Origin of the sequence: Alitabrizicola rongguiensis (assembly GCF_021491355.1) — a bacterium.
GTDB classification, from domain to species: domain Bacteria; phylum Pseudomonadota; class Alphaproteobacteria; order Rhodobacterales; family Rhodobacteraceae; genus Aliitabrizicola; species Aliitabrizicola rongguiensis.
This window is the reverse complement of the sequence record NZ_JAKENF010000002.1, coordinates 654,805-677,462: the sequence shown is the minus strand read 5'-3', so window position 1 is coordinate 677,462 and position 22,658 is coordinate 654,805. Positions and strand designations below refer to the sequence as shown.

21 protein-coding genes and 2 tRNA genes are annotated in these 22,658 nt (G+C 65.4%); 8 read left to right on the top strand and 15 right to left on the bottom strand.

Annotated elements, in window-relative coordinates; translation table 11 throughout:
- Positions 1 to 48: 48 nt before the first annotated feature.
- The gene (gene cobT / locus L0V05_RS09230) at positions 49 to 1,065 is read left to right on the top strand and encodes a nicotinate-nucleotide--dimethylbenzimidazole phosphoribosyltransferase (RefSeq protein WP_234869819.1); all 1,017 of its coding nucleotides are present in this window, start codon (positions 49 to 51) and stop codon (positions 1,063 to 1,065) included.
- 1 nt (position 1,066) lies between these two features.
- On the opposite strand, the gene L0V05_RS09225 is transcribed toward cobT, so the two are convergent.
- A complete protein-coding gene (locus L0V05_RS09225) occupies positions 1,067 to 2,935 on the bottom strand; it encodes a monovalent cation:proton antiporter-2 (CPA2) family protein (protein WP_234869818.1) in 1,869 nt (622 codons plus the stop codon).
- Between the two features lie 77 nt (positions 2,936 to 3,012).
- Positions 3,013 to 5,844: a hypothetical protein gene (locus tag L0V05_RS09220; RefSeq protein ID WP_234869817.1), complete on the bottom strand. Its 2,832-nt coding sequence runs from the start codon at positions 5,842 to 5,844 to the stop codon at positions 3,013 to 3,015.
- Positions 5,845 to 6,006: 162 nt separating this feature from the next.
- On the opposite strand from L0V05_RS09220, the gene L0V05_RS09215 reads away from it, so the two are divergent.
- Positions 6,007 to 6,699 carry an SIMPL domain-containing protein gene (locus L0V05_RS09215; RefSeq protein WP_234869816.1) on the top strand — a complete coding sequence of 231 codons (693 nt, stop codon included), beginning with the start codon at positions 6,007 to 6,009 and terminating at the stop codon, positions 6,697 to 6,699.
- 54 nt (positions 6,700 to 6,753) lie between these two features.
- On the opposite strand, the gene L0V05_RS09210 is transcribed toward L0V05_RS09215, so the two are convergent.
- On the bottom strand, positions 6,754 to 8,040 hold the full coding sequence (locus L0V05_RS09210) for an O-acetylhomoserine aminocarboxypropyltransferase/cysteine synthase family protein (RefSeq protein WP_234869815.1): 1,287 nt from the start codon (positions 8,038 to 8,040) through the stop codon (positions 6,754 to 6,756).
- 102 nt (positions 8,041 to 8,142) lie between these two features.
- Positions 8,143 to 8,595, bottom strand: coding sequence for an Lrp/AsnC family transcriptional regulator (locus tag L0V05_RS09205; protein WP_234869814.1), 453 nt, complete (start codon positions 8,593 to 8,595; stop codon positions 8,143 to 8,145).
- Between the two features lie 72 nt (positions 8,596 to 8,667).
- On the opposite strand from L0V05_RS09205, the gene L0V05_RS09200 reads away from it, so the two are divergent.
- Complete coding sequence (locus tag L0V05_RS09200; RefSeq protein ID WP_234869813.1) at positions 8,668 to 9,270, top strand: LysE family translocator; 603 nt, start codon at positions 8,668 to 8,670, stop codon at positions 9,268 to 9,270.
- Positions 9,271 to 9,344: 74 nt separating this feature from the next.
- On the top strand, positions 9,345 to 9,905 hold the full coding sequence (locus L0V05_RS09195) for a tyrosine-protein phosphatase (RefSeq protein WP_234869812.1): 561 nt from the start codon (positions 9,345 to 9,347) through the stop codon (positions 9,903 to 9,905).
- 3 nt (positions 9,906 to 9,908) lie between these two features.
- On the opposite strand, the gene L0V05_RS09190 is transcribed toward L0V05_RS09195, so the two are convergent.
- The 3 genes from L0V05_RS09190 to L0V05_RS09180 all read right to left on the bottom strand — a co-directional run bounded on the left by L0V05_RS09190 (position 9,909) and on the right by L0V05_RS09180 (position 12,087).
- Complete coding sequence (locus L0V05_RS09190; protein ID WP_234869811.1) at positions 9,909 to 10,907, bottom strand: GT-B fold glycosyltransferase domain-containing protein; 999 nt, start codon at positions 10,905 to 10,907, stop codon at positions 9,909 to 9,911.
- Between the two features lie 70 nt (positions 10,908 to 10,977).
- Positions 10,978 to 11,775, bottom strand: a complete 798-nt coding sequence (locus tag L0V05_RS09185) for a dimethylarginine dimethylaminohydrolase family protein (protein ID WP_234869810.1) — start codon at positions 11,773 to 11,775, stop codon at positions 10,978 to 10,980.
- Positions 11,776 to 11,841: 66 nt separating this feature from the next.
- Positions 11,842 to 12,087 carry a GlsB/YeaQ/YmgE family stress response membrane protein gene (locus tag L0V05_RS09180; RefSeq protein ID WP_234870577.1) on the bottom strand — a complete coding sequence of 82 codons (246 nt, stop codon included), beginning with the start codon at positions 12,085 to 12,087 and terminating at the stop codon, positions 11,842 to 11,844.
- Between the two features lie 551 nt (positions 12,088 to 12,638).
- Here L0V05_RS09180 and gph point away from each other — a divergent pair.
- On the top strand, positions 12,639 to 13,286 hold the full coding sequence (gene gph, locus L0V05_RS09175; protein WP_234869809.1) for a phosphoglycolate phosphatase: 648 nt from the start codon (positions 12,639 to 12,641) through the stop codon (positions 13,284 to 13,286).
- 164 nt (positions 13,287 to 13,450) lie between these two features.
- Here the strand turns inward: gph and L0V05_RS09170 are convergent.
- Positions 13,451 to 13,534, bottom strand: a tRNA-Tyr gene (locus L0V05_RS09170).
- Positions 13,535 to 13,668: 134 nt separating this feature from the next.
- Between L0V05_RS09170 and rlmB the strand changes: the two genes are divergently transcribed.
- The gene (rlmB, locus tag L0V05_RS09165; protein WP_234869808.1) at positions 13,669 to 14,445 is read left to right on the top strand and encodes a 23S rRNA (guanosine(2251)-2'-O)-methyltransferase RlmB; all 777 of its coding nucleotides are present in this window, start codon (positions 13,669 to 13,671) and stop codon (positions 14,443 to 14,445) included.
- Positions 14,446 to 14,606: 161 nt separating this feature from the next.
- Complete coding sequence (locus L0V05_RS09160; protein WP_234869807.1) at positions 14,607 to 15,026, top strand: CoA-binding protein; 420 nt, start codon at positions 14,607 to 14,609, stop codon at positions 15,024 to 15,026.
- 58 nt (positions 15,027 to 15,084) lie between these two features.
- Here L0V05_RS09160 and L0V05_RS09155 read toward each other — a convergent pair whose 3' ends face one another.
- The 3 genes from L0V05_RS09155 to hisA all read right to left on the bottom strand — a co-directional run bounded on the left by L0V05_RS09155 (position 15,085) and on the right by hisA (position 16,994).
- On the bottom strand, positions 15,085 to 15,396 hold the full coding sequence (locus tag L0V05_RS09155; protein WP_234869806.1) for a phosphoribosyl-ATP diphosphatase: 312 nt from the start codon (positions 15,394 to 15,396) through the stop codon (positions 15,085 to 15,087).
- Positions 15,393 to 16,154, bottom strand: a complete 762-nt coding sequence (gene hisF / locus L0V05_RS09150) for an imidazole glycerol phosphate synthase subunit HisF (RefSeq protein ID WP_234869805.1) — start codon at positions 16,152 to 16,154, stop codon at positions 15,393 to 15,395. Before hisF ends, L0V05_RS09155 begins: the two co-directional genes overlap by 4 nt.
- 120 nt (positions 16,155 to 16,274) lie before the next feature.
- On the bottom strand, positions 16,275 to 16,994 hold the full coding sequence (hisA, locus tag L0V05_RS09145; protein ID WP_234869804.1) for a 1-(5-phosphoribosyl)-5-[(5-phosphoribosylamino)methylideneamino]imidazole-4-carboxamide isomerase: 720 nt from the start codon (positions 16,992 to 16,994) through the stop codon (positions 16,275 to 16,277).
- Positions 16,995 to 17,145: 151 nt separating this feature from the next.
- Here hisA and L0V05_RS09140 point away from each other — a divergent pair, with 151 nt between their 5' ends.
- Positions 17,146 to 17,535, top strand: coding sequence for a DUF2147 domain-containing protein (locus L0V05_RS09140; protein WP_234869803.1), 390 nt, complete (start codon positions 17,146 to 17,148; stop codon positions 17,533 to 17,535).
- A gap of 37 nt (positions 17,536 to 17,572) precedes the next feature.
- Here L0V05_RS09140 and hisH read toward each other — a convergent pair whose 3' ends face one another.
- The 4 genes from hisH to L0V05_RS09120 all read right to left on the bottom strand — a co-directional run bounded on the left by hisH (position 17,573) and on the right by L0V05_RS09120 (position 22,526).
- Positions 17,573 to 18,214 (bottom strand): imidazole glycerol phosphate synthase subunit HisH, encoded by a 642-nt coding sequence (gene hisH, locus L0V05_RS09135; RefSeq protein WP_234869802.1) that lies wholly within the window; start codon positions 18,212 to 18,214, stop codon positions 17,573 to 17,575.
- Complete coding sequence (hisB, locus tag L0V05_RS09130) at positions 18,211 to 18,798, bottom strand: imidazoleglycerol-phosphate dehydratase HisB (RefSeq protein WP_234869801.1); 588 nt, start codon at positions 18,796 to 18,798, stop codon at positions 18,211 to 18,213. The genes hisH and hisB overlap by 4 nt, the downstream gene beginning before the upstream one ends.
- Before the next feature lie 103 nt (positions 18,799 to 18,901).
- A tRNA-Gly gene (locus tag L0V05_RS09125) sits at positions 18,902 to 18,976 on the bottom strand.
- 88 nt (positions 18,977 to 19,064) lie between these two features.
- Entirely contained in the window at positions 19,065 to 22,526 is a 3,462-nt protein-coding gene (locus L0V05_RS09120) for a pyruvate carboxylase (protein WP_234869800.1), read from the bottom strand.
- Between the last annotated feature and the right edge of the window lie 132 nt (positions 22,527 to 22,658).

Sequence of the window (22,658 nt, the reverse complement as noted above, 5' to 3'; positions counted from 1 at the left end):
CGGGCTTATCGCTAACCAAGGCGCGCAAGGCAATCCATGAGGTCACCAATGCCCGCGCCCTTTTCGAGCATCGCCGAATTCCGCAATCGACTGAACGCCTTGCCAGGGCCGGATCGCTTGGCCATTGCCGGCGCGCAGGATCGGAACGGACAGCTGACGAAGCCTCCGGGCGCGCTTGGACGACTGGAAGACCTGGCGATCTGGTATGCCGGTTGGCGCGGCACTCCCCGGCCTTTGCTGGAACGCCCGCAGGTCGTGATCTTCGCTGGCAACCATGGCGTCGCGGCGCGCGGAGTCTCTGCCTTTCCGCCCGAGGTGACGGTGCAGATGGTCGCGAACTTCCAGGCAGGCGGGGCAGCGATCAACCAGCTGTCCAAGGCCTTCGGGGCCACAATGGCGGTTGTTGCGCTGGATCTCGATCGCCCGACGCAGGATTTTACCGCCGGTCCGGCGATGACCGAGGATGAACTGGTCGCCGCTTTGGCCGCGGGATGGGAGGCGGTCGATCCTTCTGCGGACCTTCTGGTGACCGGCGAGATGGGCATCGGCAATACGACGCCCGCTGCGGCGCTAGCCTGTGCGCTGTTCGGCGGCACCGCGGCTGACTGGACGGGCAGGGGTACCGGCCTTGACGACAAGGGCCTGTCGCTCAAGACCAGCGTGGTCGAGGAGGGGCTGGCCCTGCATCGCGACGTGCTCGGCGACCCGCTAGAGGTCATGCGCTGCCTTGGCGGGCGCGAGCTGGCCGCCATGGCCGGCGCGGTCGCCCGGGCGCGGGAAGAGCGGATCCCCGTCATTCTCGACGGCTTCATCTGCACCGCTTCGGCTGCCGTGCTCGACCGGGCCGCGCCGGGCGCGCTCGATCATGCGGTCGCCGGTCATGCCAGCGCCGAACAGGCGCATCAGAAGCTGCTGGCCGCGCTCGGCAAGGACCCGCTTCTGAGCCTTGGTCTGCGTCTGGGCGAAGGCTCTGGCGCGGCCCTTGCGATCGGGGTGCTGAAGGGCGCGATCGCCTGCCATTCCGGCATGGCAACCTTCGCCGAGGCAGGCGTCTCGGGCGGCTGACCTATTCGGCCGCGTCGGGGTTGCGGCGGTTCTGATCAAGTTCCTCGATCAGCGCTGTCTCAAGGTCTCGGTCGAGTTGCTTTGCGCGGGCGACATAAGCTTCGTTCAGATGCACGGGCTGTCCCGGCACCCAAAGCTGGGCCAGATCGCGCATCGCTGCACGGTCGACCTTGTAATAGGTCTGCGACAGTTTCGCCGCCTCGTATTCGGTGAAGCCCATGTTTTCCAGGACATAGCGCCCGGCCCTGACGGACGAGTCGAAGGTTTCGCGCACGATGTCATTCGCGCCGGCCTGAAACAGCTCGTAGACATGCACCCGGTCGCGGGCACGCGCGACGATGTGAAGGTCCGGTCGAACTTTGCGTGCGTGGCTCACGATCTGCGTCGCCGCCTCGCGTTTGTCGACGGCCACGACCAGCACCTCGGCTGTGGCCAGGCCCGCGGCTTCGAGCAGCTCGTGGCGCGATGGATCGCCGAAATACCCCTTCACTCCGAAGCGGCGCATCAGCTCAATCGTCGAGATGTCGGCATCGAGTACGACCGTCTCCAGCCCGCTGGTGCGCACCAGCCGGTTCACGACCTGCCCGAACCTGCCGATGCCGGCGATGATGACCCGGCCGCGCTCCTCGATGCGGTCGGGGTCCCGCTCGGCCGCGTCACGGGCCGCCCGGGCGCTGATCCACTCCTGCAGGACGAAAAGCAGCGGAGTCAGGACCATGGTCATGGCGATGACCAAAAGCAGGATCTGCGACTGAGGATCGGCCAGCAGGCGCTGCTGATTGGCAAAGCCGGTCAGAAGGAACGCGAATTCGCCTGCCTGAGCCAGCCCAAGCGCGAAAAGCCAGATGTCTGCGCGCCGCAACCCGAAGACCAGGCCAAGGCCGAAGAGCACGGCGACCTTGACGGCGATCACCGCCAACGTCAGGCACAGCACGAGGACAAGGTTGTCAGCCAGCATGCCGAGGTCAATCTGCGCCCCGACGGTCATGAAGAAGATGCCCATCAGCAGACCCTTGAAGGGCTGGATGTCGACCTCGATCTGGTGGCGGAATTCCGAACTTGCCAGAACGACGCCGGCAAGGAAGGTGCCGAGCGCGGGGGAAAGGCCGACCGCCATCATGGCCAGGGCAATTCCCAACACGATCAGAAGCGAGATGAAGGTCGACATCTCGGGCAGGCGCGAGGCATGAACGAAGCGGAACACCGGCCGTGACAGGAAATGCCCGCCCAGCACGATTGCGACCACGACCGTGAGTGTCACGAGTGTAGCGGCCCAGCCGGGAAGCGAGTCGATCAGCGTCGCGATTTCAGGCATCGAGGCCTCTGCGGTCTCGGGCGCCGCCGGCACCAGACCGCCGATCCCTGCCAGAAGCGGCACCAGCGCAAGGATCGGCACCACGGCAAGGTCCTGGCTCAGCAGGACGGCGAAGACCGATCGCCCCCCCGGACTCCGCAGCAGATTCTTCTCGGTCAGTGTCTGAAGCACGATCGCCGTCGAGGACAGGGACAAAGTCAGCCCGACCGTCAGCGCTGCAGGCCAGCTCAGACCGACAATCATCGCCAGCCCGCCGATGGCGAGGCTGGTCAGTGCCACCTGCAGCCCGCCCAGGCCGATCAGCCTCTTGCGCATGTCCCACAGGGCGCGCGGTTCAAGCTCCAGCCCGATGACAAAGAGCAGCATGACGACGCCGAATTCGGCAAAGTGCTGGATCTCGCCCGTCTCGGCGCCGACCAGACCAAGAATCGGCCCGATCACGATGCCTGCCGACAGGAAACCCAGAACCGACCCCAGGCCCAGCCGCACCGAAAGAGGCACCAGCAACACGGCGGCGGCCAGATAGATGCTGGCATGAGTGATGAAGAGTTCCATCCGAGACCCGTCAAGGCGCGGCCCATGCCGGACCGGGGATCAGCCTTTCATGTCAGTCAGGAATGCGAAAGCCCGTTTTAGCCGCGCGGCATGGACAGCGTGACGGTCTGCCCATTCTTGACATAGCGAAGCTCGCTTTGCGTGATCGCCGCCACCTGGCCGCCATCGATCCGGTCACCGACTTCGACCTTCACGTAGCGGCCGGAGGGCTGGCGCACGAGCGCGTAGCGATTGGATGGCGTGCCATAAACGCCAATCAGGTTGGTCTTCGACAGGTTCAGGGCATTCGCGAAGGTGGCCTTCTTGGCGACACTTGCCTTGGTCGGCAGGTTGGGGGCCGCATCCTTCGTATCCGCCTCGTCCGCCTCGACCGCTGCAGTGTCATCGGACGGCGCAGCCGCAGCTTTCTTGCCAGCTTTCGGGGCTGGTTGAGCAACCGGTTCGGGATCGGGCTCGGGCAAAGCCAGTGCCAGCGTCGGTTCCTGCGCCGGTTTGGGATCGGGCAGGGCGACGGTCATCGCCGCGGCCTCGGCCACGGCGTTCTCGATCGATGTATCGGTTACGATGGGGCGCGGTGCCGGCTTGCGCGACACGGCCACAGCCAGCGGGCTACCACCGTCTTCGAGCGCGGCCGTTACCAGCGACGCATCGGCTGCCGATGAGGCCTGTTGCTCTTCGAGCGCGGCATTGTTCGCGGCAAAGACTTCAGCCGACCGTGCACGTGGGCGCAGGCTTGCCATGCGGGTATCGGTTTCGGCGGGCAGGGCGGCACCGTCGTCATCCTGTCCGGCGGTCTGGGGGGGCACCAGCCCCTCGGGACGCAGCTTCGGCTTCAACTTGGCCAATGCCGGGTCGACAACCTGCACCGGCGCGACCGCTTCGGCCGTGGCCGCGGGCAGATCCGACAGCGCATCCGTCGTAGCCGCTGGCGCGACCACCGCAGCGGCTGCGGGACGAACGGGCGGCACGATGGGGGGCTTGCCGGCGACCAGCATCACGCCTTCGGGCGTGACAATGCCTTCCTTGGTCGGAATGATCCGGCCGGCCGCGTCAAACTGATAAGTCGTGCCGAACGGGGGCGGATCGGGTTGCGCTGGTGGCACCGCATCGGGTGCGGTCAGTGGCGCGGCAAGGGCGATTGCGTCCGACGTGGCGGGAGCGGGTGCGGCGGTCGACAGGAAAATCTCGTCCTGCGGCTCGTCGCCGGGATTGCGGGTGGTATCGGTGCCGACTGTGGCCGCCGCCGTCGGAACCGTGGCCGAAGCCTCGTCTGCCGGGGTCGAGGTTCCATCGCCAGCCGGAGTGGCGGCAGCCACAGCTGTCGTATCGCCGCTATCCGTCTCAGTGGGGCTTTCGCCAGCCACTGCAGCGGCGTCTGCCGGCATGTCTTCGGCTTCGGGGTCGATATCCTGGCCGTCAGCAAGGGCTTCGTCTTCGGGCGAAGGCAGCTCTGATGTACCTTGGGACGCGACATCCGCAGCCGTTGCGTCGCCCGCCGTTTGGTCGGCCACCGTGTCCTGAGAAGGTGCCGCAACGCCGTCAGCCGTGACCGCCGCCATCTCCACACGGGGCTCGTCGGGATTGAACCAGGACGCCAGGAAGATAGACGACCAGACCGCAACTGCGGCGAGGAATCCCAGCAGGATCGCCGTCAGGATCAGGCCCAGATACTTCGGCTTGCCGCGCGTGCCGCCGCGCCGCGCGCCGAAGACGGTCATCGACTCGGCCTCTGTTTCCGTACGTGGTTGAGCCGGAGGTGCGGGCGTCGCCTCTGGCGCAGGGGAATGACGGCGCTCTTTTGGTACGGCGATCGTCTGGGCGGTGACCATCGCACCCGACGCCTTGACCTTGCCGGACTCTCCCCGCGACTTGACGGTTGCCGTGAGCTGTTCGAGCGGCGAGATCGCCTCGGCCGCAGGGCGCGTTGCCTTGCCGGCAGGACGCGTTGCCGGGCCGATGGCCGGGGCGCGCGGCGCGGCGGGCGGAACGCGCGGCGGCTCCGCACGTGCGGCCGCCCGTGCATTGCGCACGGCCGCGGCGGCGGCGCGCTTGACCGCCTTCTGGTCGGTCTCGGCCAGCACGGGTTCGGGCTCGGCGGGGGCTTCTGTCTCTGTGACGGGCAGAGGATCAGCCAGCGGCGGCTCGACGATCTCTGCCGCGGTCACCGCCGGCAGGGCCTCGATCTCTTCGAAGGGCTCGTCGACCTCGGAGAACGGCGCTTCGGGCTCCGGGTCGGGCTCGACGGCCAGCGGTTCCCCGACAGCGACGGGAATCATCGGCTCCTCGGCCTCTTCCATCGCTTCGAGAGGCTCTTGCTCAGCCTCGGCGTCGTTGGGCGCGGATGCGGGTAGGGGGATCGCCGCACGCCCCACGATGTGGATGGGATCCTGATCGCGCTCGATCTTCTCGCCCGGACCCAGAAGAGTCGGCGCGAAGGCCGTCGGCCCGAACCACGGCTCGCCGCCGAACTGGCTTGTCGGCGGGATGGCAACGAAGGACATCGGGTTGAGCTTCTGCGAAACGGCGAAGGCTTCAGCCTCGTCCAGAGTTTCGCGGGCGACGACGGCGACCTGCACAGTGTCGCCCTTGCCCCACCAATCGAAGACAAGATCATCGACTGCATAGGGTGTCCGCCCTTCCAGACCTGCGCGGATTTGCGCGCGACGGCTTGCGGCGTCGGGGCCCGGCGCCTCGACGGAGAGGTAGAGGATCTGCGAATTCGGGATAACGACCTTGCAGGTCAAACCGCGCGGATCGAGCGTTTGCGCCGTACTGCGCAGATAGCCGATTGTCTCGGTGATCTCGGCGCTGTCCAATCCGACACCGCCAACTTCCAGCCAGCCGCTGGAAGTCCGGTGCAGAAGACTGATACGGTCGTCGGTAATGTTGAGAGCGAATGCGGGCTTCATGGCGGCCGGTTTAGCACGGGAGGGCCGCCGAACGGGAGTAGGCGGCGGCATCTGCACTTTCCCTACAGCAGGTTTCCGCCAAATGAAAGGAAAAGGCCCCTTTCGGGGCTTGAAGTGCCCGTTGCCGCGGGAAAATGTCGCATAATGTCAAAGGAGATCCGAATGAAGCCGATCAAGGGCGCCCTAACCGCACTGATTATTGCAATTTCGCCAGTTGCCGCCCTGGCACATGACGGAGGCCGCATCACCGTAACCGGCGAAGGCCAGGTCACTGGCGCGCCGGATATGGCGACTGTCAGCCTGGGCGTGACGACGCAGGCCAAGACCGCGGCCGAGGCCATGGCCGCGAACAATGTGCAGCTTGGCCTTGTTCTGGAGCGCCTGCGCGGCGCCGGAATCGAAGAGCGGGACCTCCAGACATCCGGTCTGTCGCTGAACCCCGACTGGCAGCAGCCAGAGGGCGAAACGCAGCCCCGGATTGTCGGATACGTCGCCTCGAACATGCTGACGGTGCGGGTCCGCGCCATCGATACGCTCGGCGCGGTGCTGGACAAGGCGGTGATCGATGGCGCTAACACCTTCAACGGTGTCTCCTTCGGCCTGGCGGATCCGCAGCCAGCTCTGGACCAAGCGCGCAAGGCGGCGGTGGCCGATGCGATGGCGCGCGCCAAACTGCTGACAGAGGCGGCGGGGCTGAAGCTTGGCCCGGTCATCTCAATTGCGGAGGGTGGCAATCAGGGCGGCCCGATGCCGATGTACCGCATGGATGCGGCTGCTGCCCCCGCCGTGCCTGTCGCCGCGGGCGAAGTGGCGACGACGGCCAGTGTCACCATCGTTTTCGGTTTGCGTGACTGAATGAGAAAGGGCGCCCCGGTGATCCGGGGCGCCCCTTGCTTTTCGGCCGATCGATCAGGCTGTGGCCTTTGCCAGCGCCTGATCCAGATCGGCGATGATGTCGGCTGGATCCTCGATGCCGATCGAGACGCGGACCACGTTCGGCCCGGCGCCGGCAGCGATCTGCTGTTCGGGCGAAAGCTGACGGTGCGTGGTCGAGGCCGAATGGATGATGAGCGAGCGCGCATCACCGAGGTTGGCCACATGGCTGAAAAGCTTCACCGAGTCGATCAGCTTCACGCAGGCGTCGTAGCCGCCCTTCACCGCGAAGGTGAACAGCGCCCCGGCCCCTTTTGGGCAGATCCGCGCGATGCGGGAATGGTAGGGCGAGGACGGCAGGCCGGCATAGGTCACCGCGTCGATTCTGGAATCCTTTTCAAGCCATTCCGCGACCTTCTTCGCGTTGGCGACATGGCGCTCCATACGCAGGCTGAGCGTCTCTATGCCCATGAGCGTGTAATGCGCGCCCTGCGGGTTCATCGTCATGCCCAGGTCGCGGAGGCCAACGGCGATCGAGTGGAAGGTGAAGGCCATCCCCCCAAGGGCCGCATGGAAGTTCAGCCCGTGATAGGCGGGCTCGGGCGCGGCGAGGCTCGGGAACTTGCCCGAGGCCGACCAGTCGAACTTGCCCGAGTCCACCACAATGCCGCCGGTGACGGTGCCGTTGCCGGTCAGGTACTTGGTCGCCGAATGTACGACCAAAGTCGCACCATGCTTGATCGGGTTGCACAGATAGGGCGAGGCCGAGGTGTTGTCGACGATCAGCGGCAGGCCGACTTTGTTGGCGATCTTGGCGATCGCGTCGAGGTCGGTGATGTAACCGCCGGGATTGGCGATCGACTCGCAGAAGATCGCGCGGGTGTTCTCGTCCACCGCAGCCTCGACCGCCTTCAGGTCATCGAAATCGACGAACTTGGCTGACCAGCCGAACTTGCGGATCGTATTGCCAAGCTGCTGGATCGTGCCGCCATAAAGCTTGTTGGCGGCGACCACGTTGCAGCCCGGCTGCATGAGCGGGAACAGCGCCATGATCTGCGCCGCGTGGCCTGATGAGCAGCAGACCGCGCCTGCGCCCCCCTCCAGCGCCGCGACCCGCTCGGCCAGCGCGCTGACCGTGGGGTTGGTCAGGCGCGAGTAGATGTAGCCGACTTCCTGCAGGTTGAAGAGCTTGGCCGCATGATCCGCATCGCGGAAGACAAAGGCCGTGGTCTGGTAGATCGGCACCTGCCGCGCGCCCGTCGCCGGGTCGGGGCGGTTGCCGGCATGGACCTGCAGGGTATCGAAGCCAAGGGTCTCGCTCATCGCGTCCTCCTCCCAATTGGAACGGGGCGAGACTAGGCGCCGGCCGCAGTCAAGACAAGCGAGGCGCATTCCCGATTTTTCGTGCCCAAGGAGACGGTTTTTCTACCCGCGCTCATCCTTCGAGGATTCGATCACGACATAGGTCGTAAGCGACGCGACTCCGGGAACAGTGCCCAGCACGTCGGTGTGGAAATGCTTGTAGGTGGCAAGGTCGGCCGCCTCGACCCTGAGCAGGTATTCGACGGTGCCGGTGATGTTGTGGCATTCACGTACTTCGCGCGCACCGGCCATCGCCTGTTCGAACGCCTGCTGAGCTGCCTTGGTATGCACCGAAAGACCGACCGAGACATAGGCGACGAAGCCGACGCCCATCTTGGACGGGTCGAGCACGGCCCGATAGCCGCGGATGACGCCGCTGCGTTCCAGTTCCTGCACCCGCCTTAGACAGGCCGACGGCGAAAGACCGATCCTTGCCGCAAGATCAGTGTTGGTCACGCGGCCATCGCGAGTGAGCTCGCGCAATATTCGACGGTCGATATCGTCCAGATCGGTCATTTGTTGCGCAGGATTGGTGATGTATACAACAAAAGCAAGAAAATTGCGCACGTTGCGCCGCATCATCTCGCAATGATGCTTCAGATCCTTCCCGCTCTTCTGGCCTTTGCCTTTGTCACCTCGGTCACGCCTGGGCCAAACAATATGATGCTGATGGCCTCGGGCGCCAATTTTGGTTTCCGCCGGACGGTCCCGCATATGCTGGGAATCGCCATCGGCTTTACTGCGATGGTCTTCCTCGTGGGTGTCGGGCTTGCGGGCCTGTTCCTGGCCGAGCCTCGCCTGGGCAAGGCTTTGGGCATTGTCTCGCTTCTCTACATGCTGTGGCTGGCATGGAAGATCACCCATGCCGCCCCGCCCCAGGCGCAATCTTCCAAGGCGCGCCCCCTCAGTTTCCTGCAGGCGGCGGCCTTTCAGTGGGTCAATCCGAAGGCTTGGGCGATGGCCCTATCGGCCTGCGCGCTCTACGCGCCCGACCAGACGGTTTGGGCGGTCGGGTTCGTCGCGCTCGTCTTCGGCGCGGTCAACCTGCCTTCCGTCAGTGTCTGGGCGGCGGCGGGGCAGGGGCTGCGCGGGTTCCTGACCGACCGTCGGAGGCTGGTGCTGTTCAACTGGGCGATGGCTGGGCTTCTTGTCTTGTCGATGCTGCCTGCGCTGCGACAACTGGCACCCTGACCTGTTGCAAAGAGGTGTTGCCGGGCCAAGGCGCCGGGTTTACCACGAGGACAAGGCCAATACAGGCGGAACGGATGCGGAAGCTGGCATATCTTGGAGTGGCTCTGATTGCGCTGGCGCTGTCGGCTTACGGCTATTCCCAGTTCCTGCAGATCACCGGCAACGTGCATACGGTTGTCGAGGGTGAACTCTATCGCGCCGCGCAGGTTGATCCTAAGCGTATTCGCGAGCTTCACGAAAAGGACGGCATTCGCAGCATCCTCAATCTGCGGGGTCCGGACCCGGGAGAGGCCTGGTACGACAACGAACTTCGTACCAGTGAAGAACTTGGCATCACGCATGCGAACTTCCCGATGAAGTCGTCACGTGAACTCACGCGGACCGACATCGAAACCCTTGTCAGCCTGATGCGTGACCTTCCGAAGCCCTTGCTAATCCACTGCGAGCACGGGGCAGACCGCACAGGCCTGGCCGCCGCGATCTATGTCGGGATGATCAAGGGAGCGGGCGAAGAGGCCGCAGAAATGCAGCTTTCGCCCATCTACGGCCATTTCGCCCTTCCTTATGTCTCGCGCACCTATGCGATGGACGAAAGCTGGGAAACGGTCGAGTCTGTTCTGGGCTTCGACAGTTGACGCCTATCGCATCCACAAGCCCGCGCGCTTGATCGTGTTGCGGATCATCTGCTCCCGCCTTGGCAGGTCGTCGCGGTCGAACAGCGCCCGCACCTCGGCGCCCTTACCCTGATAGACCATCCGCTTGAACGGCTCGTAGTCCTTCAGGACCCGCTTTACCGGGTTTGGGGCACATATCTCTTCCAGCGCCGCAACCGTCCGGTCGGATTCGCGGGCGTAAAGCAGCGGCAGGGTGCGCCAATGGCAGGTCACGTCGCCATCAAGGCCGGCAAGCTCTGGGCCCGGTCGCCCGCCTCCAAGGGCGTGAATTGCAAGCGGGAGGGCAATCTGGTCAAGCCAGGGATAGATCGTCTGTCCCGTCAACTCTGCCGGCGGGGTATCGCGGATCATCAGGGCCGCGGCAAGGAAGCGCTCGCCCAAAAGCCTAGGGCTTTCATGGAAGAACCACCCCGCGTTGAAGTAGAGATAGCGCTGCCAGTATTCGTCCGGCTGGCTGAGATCGAGAGTCGATGCGAAATCGAGCCCCAGCCGGTCATAGAGCGACTTCCAGATCTGGGCGTAGCCCGGCCCGTATAGATCAGGTTGCGGCCATGTCCCCTCGCGCCGCATCGAGGCCGAGGGGCGGGAGAAATCAAAGGCGACATCCGCGAAGCTGCCGGTGACGAGCGTATCGGTGTCGAGAAAAAGAAATGGCTCGTCCGGCAGATGCGCGAGGCATTCGATCTTGTTTCCTTGCGGCCAGTCGGCCCCGAACTGACGCACGGGGAACCCCAGATACTCAACGCCTTGGTCGTCGAGGAACCGCCGCAGCGGCCCGTCCGGCAGCCGGGTGTCAGCGCGCCAGCGTCCGCCGGGCAGAGGCTCCGCCAGGATCAGGCGGCCGGGAAAATCCGGATCGGAGTGGCGCAGCGAGGCCACGAGAAGCGCGGCTTCGTAGCCAAGCCTCCCGTCCTGCAGGATTGCGACGATGTTGAAGCGCTGCCTCGCCCTGGCCTTCGCCATCCTGCCCCCGAATTCGCCGCTTGCCGGCCGTAGCCCGATCCTATGCGCCGGGCGGGTCGGACGGAAGCCCTCAACCCTTGGGTGTGAACCGCAGCGACAGGCAGGACATGCCTCCGTCCAGCTTGGCACATTCGCTATTGCCGATCTCGCAGAGGGTGTAGCCCGCCTTGGCGATCCGCTCGGCGGTGCGCGGGAACCCGGCGGGGACGATGACAAGGTCGTTGAACCGGATCGAATTCGCGGCCGCCTCTTCGCCCTCGGCCACCGAAATTACCCGATAGCCCTCGAAGCAGCCGGAGGCGGCAAGGCGGTCGGTCGAAAGGATCGTTTCGGCGTCGAGCAGCGAGCAGTCAGTCTTGAAATGCAGCACGCCCGGCGGCGTGAAAACCTCGCGCACGGTGTAGCCCCACGGAGCGACCTGCCGAGTCAGTTCGGCTATTCCGGCGGCATTGGTGCGTGCCGAACGGCCGACGAGAATCTCGCGCTCGGTCGTCAGGATGTCGCCGCCCTCGATGAAGCTGTCTGGCCCGTCGATTGCGACGACCTCGGCATAGAGCGCCTTCAGATGCGGTGCCATTTCTGCCGCCTCACCCAGGCGGGAAGGTGCACCGGGGCGCATCACCACCGCACCATCCGGCAGGCAGAGAGCGGTATCCTCGACAAAGACCGCGTCCGGGAAAGCCTCCAGCGGGTCGAGTTCCAAGACCGTCGCCCCGGTCGAACGAAGGGCAGCGATGTAATCGGCATGATGGCCCAGCATGGTCGCGAGGTCCGGGGCGCCGGTATCGACCGCGCGCAGGCCGCCCGTGATGCTGCCCCCCGGGCGGCGGGTGATCGCGTGAGTGAATCGGAAGGAACGGTCGGTCATGCTGGGACTCCGGCTGGGATCGCTCCCCGCCTATCGCGCCGACCGATCGTCTGCAAGGCGTCTGGCCTAGCTCTTCACTGCGCGGGCAATCGCGATCAGGATCGAGGCTCCGATGACGCCCGCGATCAGGTTTCCGATGATGCCACCGAAGCTGACCCCGAGCATGCCGAACAGGAAACTCGCAACGATTGCGCCGACGATTCCGAGCAGGATATTCATCAGGAGGCCCGTCGAACTCTTCATCAGTGACGAGGCGATCCAGCCGGCCAGCCCCCCGACGATGATTGCCGCAATCCAGCCCATGCCTGCCATCTCTGCCACCTCCAATGTGTCCGCTTGAACGGGAAGGATGGACCAGCCGGTGGAAAAGTCGAGTCTGTCGTTTCAAGGCGGGGCGCGGGAGCGACCCTTGTAGCCGATCCAGCCATACCCGGGGGGCATCCGCGGCGTGTCGGCCATCATCCCCCTTTGCTCGGGGTTGCCAGGTGTCTCGGCCGGGGCGATAAAAGTGCAGGCGCTCTCGGAACCAATGGGTCCGGCGCAGGCCACCCGTAGAGGACGATGGGAGTGCGATTCTCTGCAAGATTGCCCAAGACGGGTCGGGTGACGATCCGGCCCAGGCCATCAAGTGGAGTGCTCGCCAGCACATCTTCAACGCGGCCGTCTTGGAAGGTCCCGGCTGCCTCTGTCCGGCAATGGAAGCTCCTCTGTGCGACATCGATTCCGCTGTTATCTGTATCCGCGACGAAGGTACCCGCACTGCCTTGGCCGTCATGTCGATCTGGGACAGATCTGCGACTAGGCCGCGATGCGGCCGGCGGGCGGAACGACAGTACGAAAAAAGGGGCAGGAGATAAGACCCAATGACAATGTCGATCGTGTTTGATCTGGACGGCACCCTCCTCGACAGCGCGCCCGACCTGCAGGCTGCGTTGAACAAGGTGTTGGACGAGGAGGGCGCTGCAGCGCTGACCTTGGCCGAGGTCATTGGCTTCATCGGGCATGGAATTCCGAACCTGGTCGATCGCGCCCGCCGCGCGCGCGGGATCGATGCCGCAAGTCAGCCTGCGATGACCGAGCGGATGTTCGAACATTATCTTGCCAGCCCTGCATCGCTTTCCCGACTGTTTCCCGGTGTGCGCGTGGTCTTGGAACAGTTGGCTGGCACCGGTCATCCGCTTGGCCTGTGCACGAACAAGGCGCTAACGCCGACCATGGAGATTCTGCGCGCCTTCAACCTCGACCGCCAGTTTGCCGTCGTGATTGGCGGCGACAGCCTGCCGCAGAAGAAGCCGGATCCGGCGCCCTTGCTGGCCGCTTTCGATGCTCTGGGCGGGCGGGGCATCTATATCGGCGACAGCGAGGTTGACGCCGAGACCGCCGAGGCCGCGCAGGTTCCCTTCGGTCTGTTCACCTTGGGCTATCGGCACAGCCCGGTCGAACAGCTGCCACACGATTTCGCGTTTGACGATTACCAGGATCTGCCGGGTCTGCTGCGCTTGAACCGCTGATCCGCGTTCTGTCGGCCTAGAGCCGCAGAGCTGGAACCAGAATGACCCGGGCCGCCCGTCCAGAACTCCGCTGGACGTGCCGGCTGACGTCGACGAACTTCAGGAGGGCTGGGGCTTGGGAACCAAGCTTCTGGAGCTGATTTCACCGTCACGGATTGGGGAGATGGTGGGCGACCCTGGAATCGAACCAGGCATGGGTCTCCCCGGCGGAGTTACAGTCCGCTGCCGCACCTTGCAGCTCGTCGCCCGACGCTGGCGGGGGAATATAAGAGGCCCCCGGGAGCGTCAAGCGCGAAAACGGCAGGTCCGTACAAGGGGCTTTCCGCTTGCGGAACGCGGCCGGGAAGTGGAAAGGTCCGGCGGAACGAAAGGGTGCCTTGCCATGAAGAAACCGGCCTGGGTGATCGAGAAGGAACGCGCCAAGCGCGCCGATGCGCGTGAAACGGTCTGGCTGTTCGGCCTGCATGCCGTGCGCGATGCGCTGATGAACCCCAAGCGGGAAAAGCTGCGTCTGGTGTTGACCAAGAACGCCGCCGACAAGCTGGGCGACGCAATCGCCACGGGAGGGATCGAGCCGGAGATCGTCGATCCGCGCAGGTTCGATGTGCCGCTGGACGAGGGATCGGTGCATCAGGGCGCGGCACTTGAGGCGAAGCCTCTCCATTGGGGCAGCCTTGAGGAAGTCTGCCTGACGGGCGAGGGCGCGCCGCTGGTCGTGCTGCTCGACCGGGTGACCGACCCGCACAATGTGGGCGCCGTGCTGCGCTCGGCCGAAGTGTTCGGCGCGCGCGCGGTGATCGCGCCGCATCGTCACTCGGCCCCGGAGACGGGGGCACTGGCCAAGACTGCGAGCGGGGCGCTGGAACGGCAGCCCTATCTGCGGGTGCAGAACCTGTCCGATGCCATGGAGACATTGAAGGGCATGGGTTTCGTGCTTCTTGGCCTTGAAGGGGAGGCGGGCGAGACTTTGGCTGAGGGGCTGGCGGCTGCTGGCACGCGACCGGTCGGGCTTGTGCTCGGCGCCGAAGGGCCGGGCCTGCGCGAAAAGACGCGCGAGACCTGCGACCGGCTGGTGCGCATTCCTTACGCCGGGGTATTCGGCTCGCTCAACGTGTCGAATGCGGCTGCGGTTTCGCTCTATGCGGCTACGGCAAGATAGGCGGCTTCACGCTTTTGCGACCCCTCTTTAATGTCTCTGAAACTGTCCCATATGAAAGTGAGGAATGGCAGCCTGGAACACCGCCGTTTCCCTTCACTGTCCCTCGTTCCACACTCGCGCCCGGATCTCCAAGTCCGGGCGCTTTTTCGTCCGAGACACGCATGACCCCGTCCGACACCGACATCGCCCGTATCCTGCGTGCGACCCGCACGATTGCCCTTGTCGGCTGGTCGCCCAATCCGGCGCGCCCCAGCCATGGCGTCGCGCGTTATCTGGTGGGTCGCGGCTATCGGGTGATCCCGGTCAATCCGGGGCAGGCAGGTCGTGAGGCCCTGGGGACCACCGTACGGGCGAGCCTGGCCGAGATCGGCGAGCCGGTGGATATGGTCGACATCTTCCGCCGTTCGGAAGAGGTGCTGCCGGTGGTCGAGCAGGCCCTGGCCAATCTGCCGGGGCTGAAGACGGTGTGGATGCAGCTGGGCGTGATGAATGCCGAGGCTGCGGCACTGGCCGAAGCCAGGGGTGTTGCCGTGGTGCAGGACCGCTGCCCGGCGATCGAGATTCCACGGCTGGGGCTCTAGGCCTTCGAATTCTCTACGAAAATTCAGGCCGGCGCGGGATTTTTCGTAGAAAAATCGGTTATTTGCGCCCGGCTTTCTCGGCAATGCCCGAGGTGCCTTCGCGCCGCTCCAGCTCCGCCTCGACATCGGCAAGCGTCAGATCCCGCGCGGCAAGCATGACGAGCAGGTGATACAGCACATCGGCCGCCTCGGCGGTCAGTTTGTCCCGGTCGCCCTTGACCGCCTCGATGATCGCTTCGACAGACTCCTCGCCGAACTTCTCGGCGCATTTCTCCGGCCCCTTGGCCAGGAGCTTTGCCGTCCAGCTGGTCTCGGGATCGGCGCCCTTGCGGCTGGCGATGGTGGCGGCAAGGCGGGCAAGCGCGCTCATGCCAGCCTCACGGGGATGCCGGCGGCGGCCATGTGGGCCTTGGCCTGGCCGATGGTGTAGGTGCCGAAATGGAAGATCGAGGCCGCGAGCACCGCGCTGGCATGGCCCTCGGTCACGCCTTCGACCAGATGGTCAAGCGTGCCGACGCCACCGCTGGCGATGACCGGGACCGGCACGGCGTCGGCGATCGCACGGGTCAGGGGAATGTTGAATCCCGCCTTGGTGCCGTCGCGGTCCATCGAGGTCAGCAGGATCTCGCCCGCGCCCTTGGCAGCCACGGTCCTTGCGAACGCCACCGCGTCGATTCCGGTCGGCTTGCGGCCCCCATGGGTGAAGATCTCCCAACGGCCGGGGGCGACGGTCTTTGCGTCGATCGCTACAACGATGCACTGGCTGCCGAAGCGGTCGGCGGCCTCGGCCACGACATCGGGATTGGCGACGGCGGCAGAGTTGAAGCTGACCTTGTCGGCCCCGGCCAGGAGAAGCGCGCGCACGTCTTCGGGCGTACGCACCCCTCCGCCCACGGTCAGCGGCATGAAACATTGTTCGGCGGTGCGGGTGACAAGGTCAAACATCGTGCCGCGGTTTTCATGGGTCGCGTGGATGTCGAGGAAAGTCAGCTCGTCCGCCCCGGCAGCGTCATAGGCCTTGGCGGCCTCGACGGGATCGCCGGCGTCGATCAGGTTGACGAAGTTCACACCCTTGACCACGCGGCCGTCGGCCACGTCGAGGCAGGGAATGATGCGGGTCTTGAGCATGGGTGGGCTCCTTCGCTCTCTCTTGCCTCAATGCGGGAGCGGGGAAAAGGGGGCTTTCCGCCCCCTCGCGCCTTTGGCGCTCACCCCCGAGGATATTTGAGAAACAGAAGAAGGAGGCGGTCAGGCGCCCAGGGCCGCGATCGCCTCGCGGAGGTCAATCGCACCGTCGTAGAGCGCCCGGCCCGAGATCGCGCCGGCGATGACGCCGGTATCGCGCAGCGCCAGCAGGTCGGCCATCGCGGAGACGCCGCCCGATGCGATGACCGGGATCGACACGGCGCGGGCGAGGGCGGCGGTCGCCTCGACATTCGGACCCTGCATCGCGCCGTCGCGGTCGATGTCGGTGTAGATCAGCGCGGCGACGCCGGCATCCTCGAAGCTTTTCGCGAGGTCCGTCGCCATGACTTCGGTTTCCTCGGCCCAGCCGCGGGTGGCGACGCGCCCCTTGCGGGCATCGATGCCGACGGCGACATGGCCGGGGAAGGCGCGGGCGGCCTCGCGCACCAGGCCCGGGTTTTCGACCGCGACGGTGCCGAGGATCACGCGGTTCAGGCCGCGGCCGAGCCAGCCCTCGATCGTGGCCATGTCGCGGATGCCGCCGCCAAGCTGGCAGGGGACGGTGACGCGGGCGAGGATCGCCTCGACCGCCGCCGCATTGACCGGCTTGCCGGCAAAGGCGCCGTTCAGGTCGACGAGATGGAGCCATTCGCAGCCGGCCGCCACAAAGCTCGCCGCCTGCGCCGCCGGATCATCGCCGAAGACGGTCGCCGCCTCCATCTCGCCGCGCAGGAGCCGGACGCACTGGCCGTCCTTGAGGTCGATGGCGGGATAAAGGATCATGATCGGGCTTCCTCTGGCTGGCGCGGACCCTTTGGCATGGGACGCAGGCCGGGACAAGACGCAAGGTTACGGGGCCGGTGACCCTGCGTCAGGCTTGCTGGAATCGGCACGGCCGCCCGAGGATCGCGGCATTCCGAGGGAGGAGAAACCGATGAAATCAATGATGCTGGCTCTGGGGCTGGTCGCTGCGGCGACGGCGGCCTCGGCCGATCCGGTCGAAGGGCTGTGGAAGACCAAGCCAGATGACAACGGCCATTACGGCTATGTCCAGATCGACCCTTGCGGCGCGGCCTTCTGTGGCCGTCTGGTCAAGGCCTTCGATCAGGCGGGGGCCGAGATTGCCTCGCCCAATATTGGCAAGCAGATCGTCTGGGACATGGTGGCGCAGGGGGACGGCGCCTATGGCGACGGCAAGGTCTGGAGCCCGGATCGCGACAAGACCTACAGCTCGAAGATGCAGCTCGACGGGAACAGCCTCGCGGTATCGGGCTGCGTGCTGATGATCTGCCGCGATGGCGGCACCTGGACCCGGGTGCAGTGACAAGTGGGTCGGGCGCGCCAGTGCGCCCGACGGTTTCTCAAGGCTTCCAGCGCAGGAAGTTGGCGATCAGACGCAGACCGGTCTTTTGGCTTTTTTCCGGATGGAACTGGGTTCCCACCACGTTTTCCGCGCCCACGATGGCGGTGATCGGGCCGGCATAGTCGACATGTGCGAGCAGATGCGCCGGATCGGCCACGCGGAAGTGGTAGCTGTGCACGAAATAGGCGTGGTCGCCGGTGGTGATGCCATCCAGGACCGGGTGGGCGTTGTCGATCACCAGATCGTTCCAGCCCATATGCGGCACCTTCAGGGCCGGATCAGTCGGAGTGATGCGCACCACCTCGCCGCCGATCCAGTCGAAGCCCGGTGTCGGTTCGTATTCCAGCCCCCGCGTCGCCAGCATCTGCATGCCGATGCAGATGCCGAGGAAGGGGCGGCCCCGGTCGCGCACGGCTTCCTCGATCGCCTCGTACAGCCCCCCATGCGACCCGAGTGCCCGGCGGCAGGCCGGGAAGGCGCCATCGCCGGGCAGGACGATCCGGTCGGCACGGGCCACATCCTCGGGCCGGGCCGAGACGATCACCGCCCCCGCCCCGGTTTCCTGCGCCATGCGCTGGAAGGCCTTCTCGGCCGAGTGCAGGTTTCCGCTTTCGTAATCGACGAGGACGGTCAGGCTCACAGCGTGCCCTTGGTCGAGGGGATGGCATCGGCGGCACGCGGATCGGGCTCGACCGCCAGACGCAGGGCGCGGGCGACGGCCTTGAAGGTCGCCTCGGCGATATGGTGGCTGTTGATCCCGTGCACCATGTCGATGTGCAGGGTGATCCCGCCATGGGTCGCGAGCGCCTGGAAGAACTCGCGCACCAGTTCGGTGTCGAAGGTGCCGATCTTCGGCGTCGGCAGCATGACGTTCCAGACGAGGTAGGGCCGGCCCGACAGGTCGAGCGCGCAGCGCACCTGCGCGTCGTCCATAGGCAGCGTGCATTCGCCATAGCGGCGGATGCCGCGCTTGTCGCCAAGCGCCCTGGTCAGCGCCTGGCCAAGTGCGATGCCGGTATCCTCGACCGTGTGGTGGTCGTCGATATGCAGGTCGCCCTTGGCCGAGATTTCCATGTCGATCATGGAATGGCGCGCAAGCTGGTCGAGCATGTGGTCGAAGAAGCCCACGCCCGTTGCCACCCGGCGCGCGCCGGTGCCGTCGAGGTTCACGGCGACCGAAATCTCGGTCTCGGCCGTCTTGCGGCTGATCTCTGCCTTGCGCATGGCGCGCCTCCGCCAATGGTGTCAGGGCCTTATAGGGATGGTCGCGGCGTGAGGAAAGAGCGAGCGAAAACAAAAGGCCACCCCGGAGGGTGGCCTGTTTGATTGGAGCGGGCGATGAGATTCGAACTCACGACCCTAACCTTGGCAAGGTTATGCTCTACCCCTGAGCTACGCCCGCATCCTTGGGTGAGCGGTGATCTATAAAGTCCGGCGGGAGGCCGCAAGGGGGATTTTGCGCCCCCGGCGATTTTTTTGTCGACGTCCGGTCACTCGAGCTCGACCAGCAAATCCTTTGCATCGATCTGGACGCCGGGTGTTACATGCACGGCCTTGACGGTTGCGGCGCGGTCGGCATGAAGGCCGGTCTCCATCTTCATCGCCTCGATGGTCAGGAGAAGATCGCCGGCATTCACCTTCTGGCCGGCCATCACCGCGACCGATGCAATCGAGCCCGGCATTGGCGCGCCGACATGGGCCGGATTGCCCTCTGCCGCCTTGGGGCGGGCGGCGGTCTTGGCCTTAATGGCGCGGTTCGGCACGCGGATCGTGCGCGGCTGGCCGTTCAGCTCGAAGAAGACCTTCACCTCGCCGTCGTCACCCACCTCGCCCACGGTCTGCAGGCGAATCTCGAGCGTCTTGCCGGGATCGATCTCGGCGGTGATCTCTTCGCCCGGCTGCATGCCGTAGAAGAAGGTGCGGGTCGGCAGCACGCGGACCGGGCCATAGGTACGATGCCGCGCGCGGTAGTCGGAGAAGACCTTGGGATACATGAGGTAGCCGTTCAGGTCCTCATCATCGATCACCTCGCCCTCGGCGTCACCCTTGCCGAGGCCCAGATCCTTGACGAGTTTCTTGCGGGTGGCCTCGATGTCGACCGCGCTGGCCAGAAGGCCGGGACGGTCGGTGAACGGCGTCTCGCCCTTCAGTACCTTGGCCTGGATGCCCTTGGGCCAGCCGCCATGGGGCTGGCCAAGATTGCCCTTGAGCATGTCGACCACGGAGTCGGGGAAGGCCACGTCCACGGCCGGATCCTCGACCTGCGCGCGGGTCAGACCCTGTGCCACCATCATCAGCGCCATGTCGCCCACGACCTTGGACGAGGGTGTGACCTTGACGATATCGCCGAACATCTGGTTGGCATCGGCATAGGCCTGCGCCACCTCGTGCCAGCGGTCCTCGAGGCCGAGGCTCCGGGCCTGTGCCTTGAGGTTGGTGAACTGGCCGCCGGGCATTTCGTGCAGGTACACCTCGGAGGCAGGGGCCTGCAGGCCGCTCTCGAAGGCGGCGTATTGCTGGCGGACCGCTTCCCAGTAATTCGAAATCTCTCGGATGGCACCCATGTCGAGCCCGGTATCGCGGTCGGTGTTCTTCAGTGCCTCGACGATCGAGCCAAGGCAGGCCTGCGAAGTGCCACCCGAGAAGGCGTCCATGGCCGCATCGACCGCATCCACCCCCGCATCGCAGGCGGCGATGATCGTGGCGGCGGCCGCACCAGACGTATCGTGGGTGTGGAAGTGGACCGGCAGGCCCACCTCCTGCTTCAGCGTCTTGACGAGCTGACGTGCGGCGGCGGGCTTCAGAAGCCCCGCCATGTCCTTGAGCCCGAGGATGTGTGAACCGGCGGCCTTCAGCTCCTGTGCCCGGGCGACATAGTATTTCAGGTCGTATTTCGCCCGGTTCGGGTCGAGCATGTCGCCGGTATAGCAGACCGTGCCTTCCAGGACCTTGTTCTCTTCCAGAACCGCATCCATCGCGACGCGCATGTTCTCGACCCAGTTGAGGCTGTCGAAGACGCGGAATACGTCGACGCCGGTCTTGGCCGCCTGGGCGACGAAGAACTTCACCACGTTGTCGGGATAGTTGGTGTAGCCGACGCCGTTGGCCCCGCGCAGCAGCATCTGCGTCATCAGGTTAGGCATCGCCGCGCGCAGGTCGCGCAGCCGCTGCCAGGGGCATTCCTGCAGGAAGCGGTAGGCCACGTCGAAGGTGGCGCCGCCCCAGCATTCGACGCTGAAGAGCTGCGGCAGGTTCGCAGCATAGACCGGCGCGATGCGGATCATGTCGATCGAGCGCATGCGAGTGGCAAGCAGGCTCTGGTGGCCGTCTCGCATGGTGGTGTCGGTGATCAGCACCTTCTTCTGCGCCTTGAGCCAATCGGCGACTGCCTGCGGACCCTTCTGCTCCAGCAGGTTGCGGGTGCCCATGGCCGGTTCGGCGCGCAGCTTCGGCACGCGAAGCACGCGCGCCTCAGCCGGCGGTTTCGGCCGGCCCGCGGTCTCGGGGTGGCCGTTCACCGTGATGTCGGCGATGTAGGTCAGGATCTTGGTCGCCCGGTCACGCCGCTGCTTGAAGTGGAAGAGTTCCGGCGTCGTGTCGATGAACTTGGTCGTGTAGCTGTCGTTCAGGAAGGTCGGGTGCTTGAGCAGGTTGATGACGAACTCGATGTTCGTCGCGACGCCGCGGATGCGGAATTCGCGTAGCGCCCGGTCCATCCGCGCGATCGCCTTCTCGGGCGTCTGGGCATGGGCCGTCACCTTCACGAGCAGAGAGTCATAGTAGCGGGTGATGACACCGCCCGCATAGGCCGTGCCGCCATCCAAGCGGATCCCGTTGCCGGTGGCCGAGCGATAGGCGGTCAGGCGGCCATAGTCCGGGATGAAGTTGTTCAGCGGATCCTCGGTCGTGACCCGGCATTGCAGCGCATGGCCATTGAGCTTGACCTCCGACTGGCTGGCAACGCCGGTTGCCTCGGCCAGAGACTTGCCTTCCTCGACAAGGATCTGGGCCTGCACGATGTCGATGCCGGTCACCTCTTCGGTGACGGTGTGCTCGACCTGGACGCGGGGGTTCACCTCGATGAAGTAGAACTTTCCGGTGTCCATATCCATCAGGAATTCGACCGTGCCGGCGCATTCGTAGCTGACATGGGCACAGATGCGCTTGGCCATCGCGCAGACGTCCTCGCGCTGCTCCTGCGTGAGGTATGGGGCTGGGGCGCGTTCGACGACCTTCTGGTTGCGCCGCTGCACAGTGCAGTCGCGTTCCCACAGGTGCCAGACATTGCCCTGTTTGTCGCCGAGGATCTGCACCTCGACATGGCGGGCGCGCAGGATCATCTTTTCCAGATAGCCCTCGCCATTGCCAAAGGCGGCCTCGGCCTCGCGCCGGCCCTCGCGCACCTTGTCGGCCAGTTCATCGGGACCGTTGATCGGGCGCATCCCGCGGCCGCCGCCGCCCCAGCTGGCCTTGAGCATCAGCGGATAGCCGATCTCGGCGGCCTGCGTCTTGATGAGGTCCATGTCATCGCCCAGAACCTCGGTGGCCGGAATGACCGGCACACCGGCCTCGATCGCCACGCGGCGGGCGCTGGCCTTGTCGCCAAGCGCGCGCATGGTTTCGGCGCGCGGGCCGATAAAGGTGATTCCGGCCGCATCGCAGGCCTCGACGAAATCGGGGTTCTCCGACAGCAGGCCGTAGCCCGGATGGATGGCATCGGCACCCGAGAGTTTGGCGACCCGGATGATCTCTGGGATCGAAAGATAGGCGCCGACGGGCGACAGGCCCTCGCCGATCCGATAGGCTTCGTCAGCCTTGAACCGGTGAAGACTCAGCTTGTCCTCTTCCGCATAGACGGCGACCGTCTTCTTCCCCATCTCGTTCGCGGCGCGCATCACACGGATGGCGATCTCGCCCCGGTTGGCGACAAGGATCTTGCGGAATTCGGGCATGGGAGCTCTCCGGAAACGAGGGCGGTGGCGCTAACTGTCGCACTCTAGGAGTGCTGCGGTGCGGCGCAAGAGCGGGAAAAGCCCTTTGCTGAGCAATTTGCGACATGACTGGTCAGGGGGTGCCTGTCATGT

Coding starts and splice junctions, on each gene's coding strand:
- gph (WP_234869809.1), top strand. CDS start 12,639: ATGACAATGTCGATCGTGTTTGATCTGGACGGCACCCTCCTCGACAGC.
- L0V05_RS09215 (WP_234869816.1), top strand. CDS start 6,007: ATGAAGCCGATCAAGGGCGCCCTAACCGCACTGATTATTGCAATTTCG.
- rlmB (WP_234869808.1), top strand. CDS start 13,669: ATGAAGAAACCGGCCTGGGTGATCGAGAAGGAACGCGCCAAGCGCGCC.
- hisA (WP_234869804.1), bottom strand. CDS start 16,994: ATGATCCTTTATCCCGCCATCGACCTCAAGGACGGCCAGTGCGTCCGG.
- L0V05_RS09155 (WP_234869806.1), bottom strand. CDS start 15,396: ATGAGCGCGCTTGCCCGCCTTGCCGCCACCATCGCCAGCCGCAAGGGC.
- L0V05_RS09195 (WP_234869812.1), top strand. CDS start 9,345: ATGCGGAAGCTGGCATATCTTGGAGTGGCTCTGATTGCGCTGGCGCTG.
- L0V05_RS09205 (WP_234869814.1), bottom strand. CDS start 8,595: ATGACCGATCTGGACGATATCGACCGTCGAATATTGCGCGAGCTCACT.
- L0V05_RS09200 (WP_234869813.1), top strand. CDS start 8,668: ATGATGCTTCAGATCCTTCCCGCTCTTCTGGCCTTTGCCTTTGTCACC.
- L0V05_RS09220 (WP_234869817.1), bottom strand. CDS start 5,844: ATGAAGCCCGCATTCGCTCTCAACATTACCGACGACCGTATCAGTCTT.
- L0V05_RS09225 (WP_234869818.1), bottom strand. CDS start 2,935: ATGGAACTCTTCATCACTCATGCCAGCATCTATCTGGCCGCCGCCGTG.
- cobT (WP_234869819.1), top strand. CDS start 49: ATGCCCGCGCCCTTTTCGAGCATCGCCGAATTCCGCAATCGACTGAAC.
- L0V05_RS09120 (WP_234869800.1), bottom strand. CDS start 22,526: ATGCCCGAATTCCGCAAGATCCTTGTCGCCAACCGGGGCGAGATCGCC.
- L0V05_RS09160 (WP_234869807.1), top strand. CDS start 14,607: ATGACCCCGTCCGACACCGACATCGCCCGTATCCTGCGTGCGACCCGC.
- L0V05_RS09210 (WP_234869815.1), bottom strand. CDS start 8,040: ATGAGCGAGACCCTTGGCTTCGATACCCTGCAGGTCCATGCCGGCAAC.
- L0V05_RS09180 (WP_234870577.1), bottom strand. CDS start 12,087: ATGGCAGGCATGGGCTGGATTGCGGCAATCATCGTCGGGGGGCTGGCC.
- L0V05_RS09140 (WP_234869803.1), top strand. CDS start 17,146: ATGAAATCAATGATGCTGGCTCTGGGGCTGGTCGCTGCGGCGACGGCG.
- L0V05_RS09190 (WP_234869811.1), bottom strand. CDS start 10,907: ATGGCGAAGGCCAGGGCGAGGCAGCGCTTCAACATCGTCGCAATCCTG.
- hisF (WP_234869805.1), bottom strand. CDS start 16,154: ATGCTCAAGACCCGCATCATTCCCTGCCTCGACGTGGCCGACGGCCGC.
- hisB (WP_234869801.1), bottom strand. CDS start 18,798: ATGCGCAAGGCAGAGATCAGCCGCAAGACGGCCGAGACCGAGATTTCG.
- L0V05_RS09185 (WP_234869810.1), bottom strand. CDS start 11,775: ATGACCGACCGTTCCTTCCGATTCACTCACGCGATCACCCGCCGCCCG.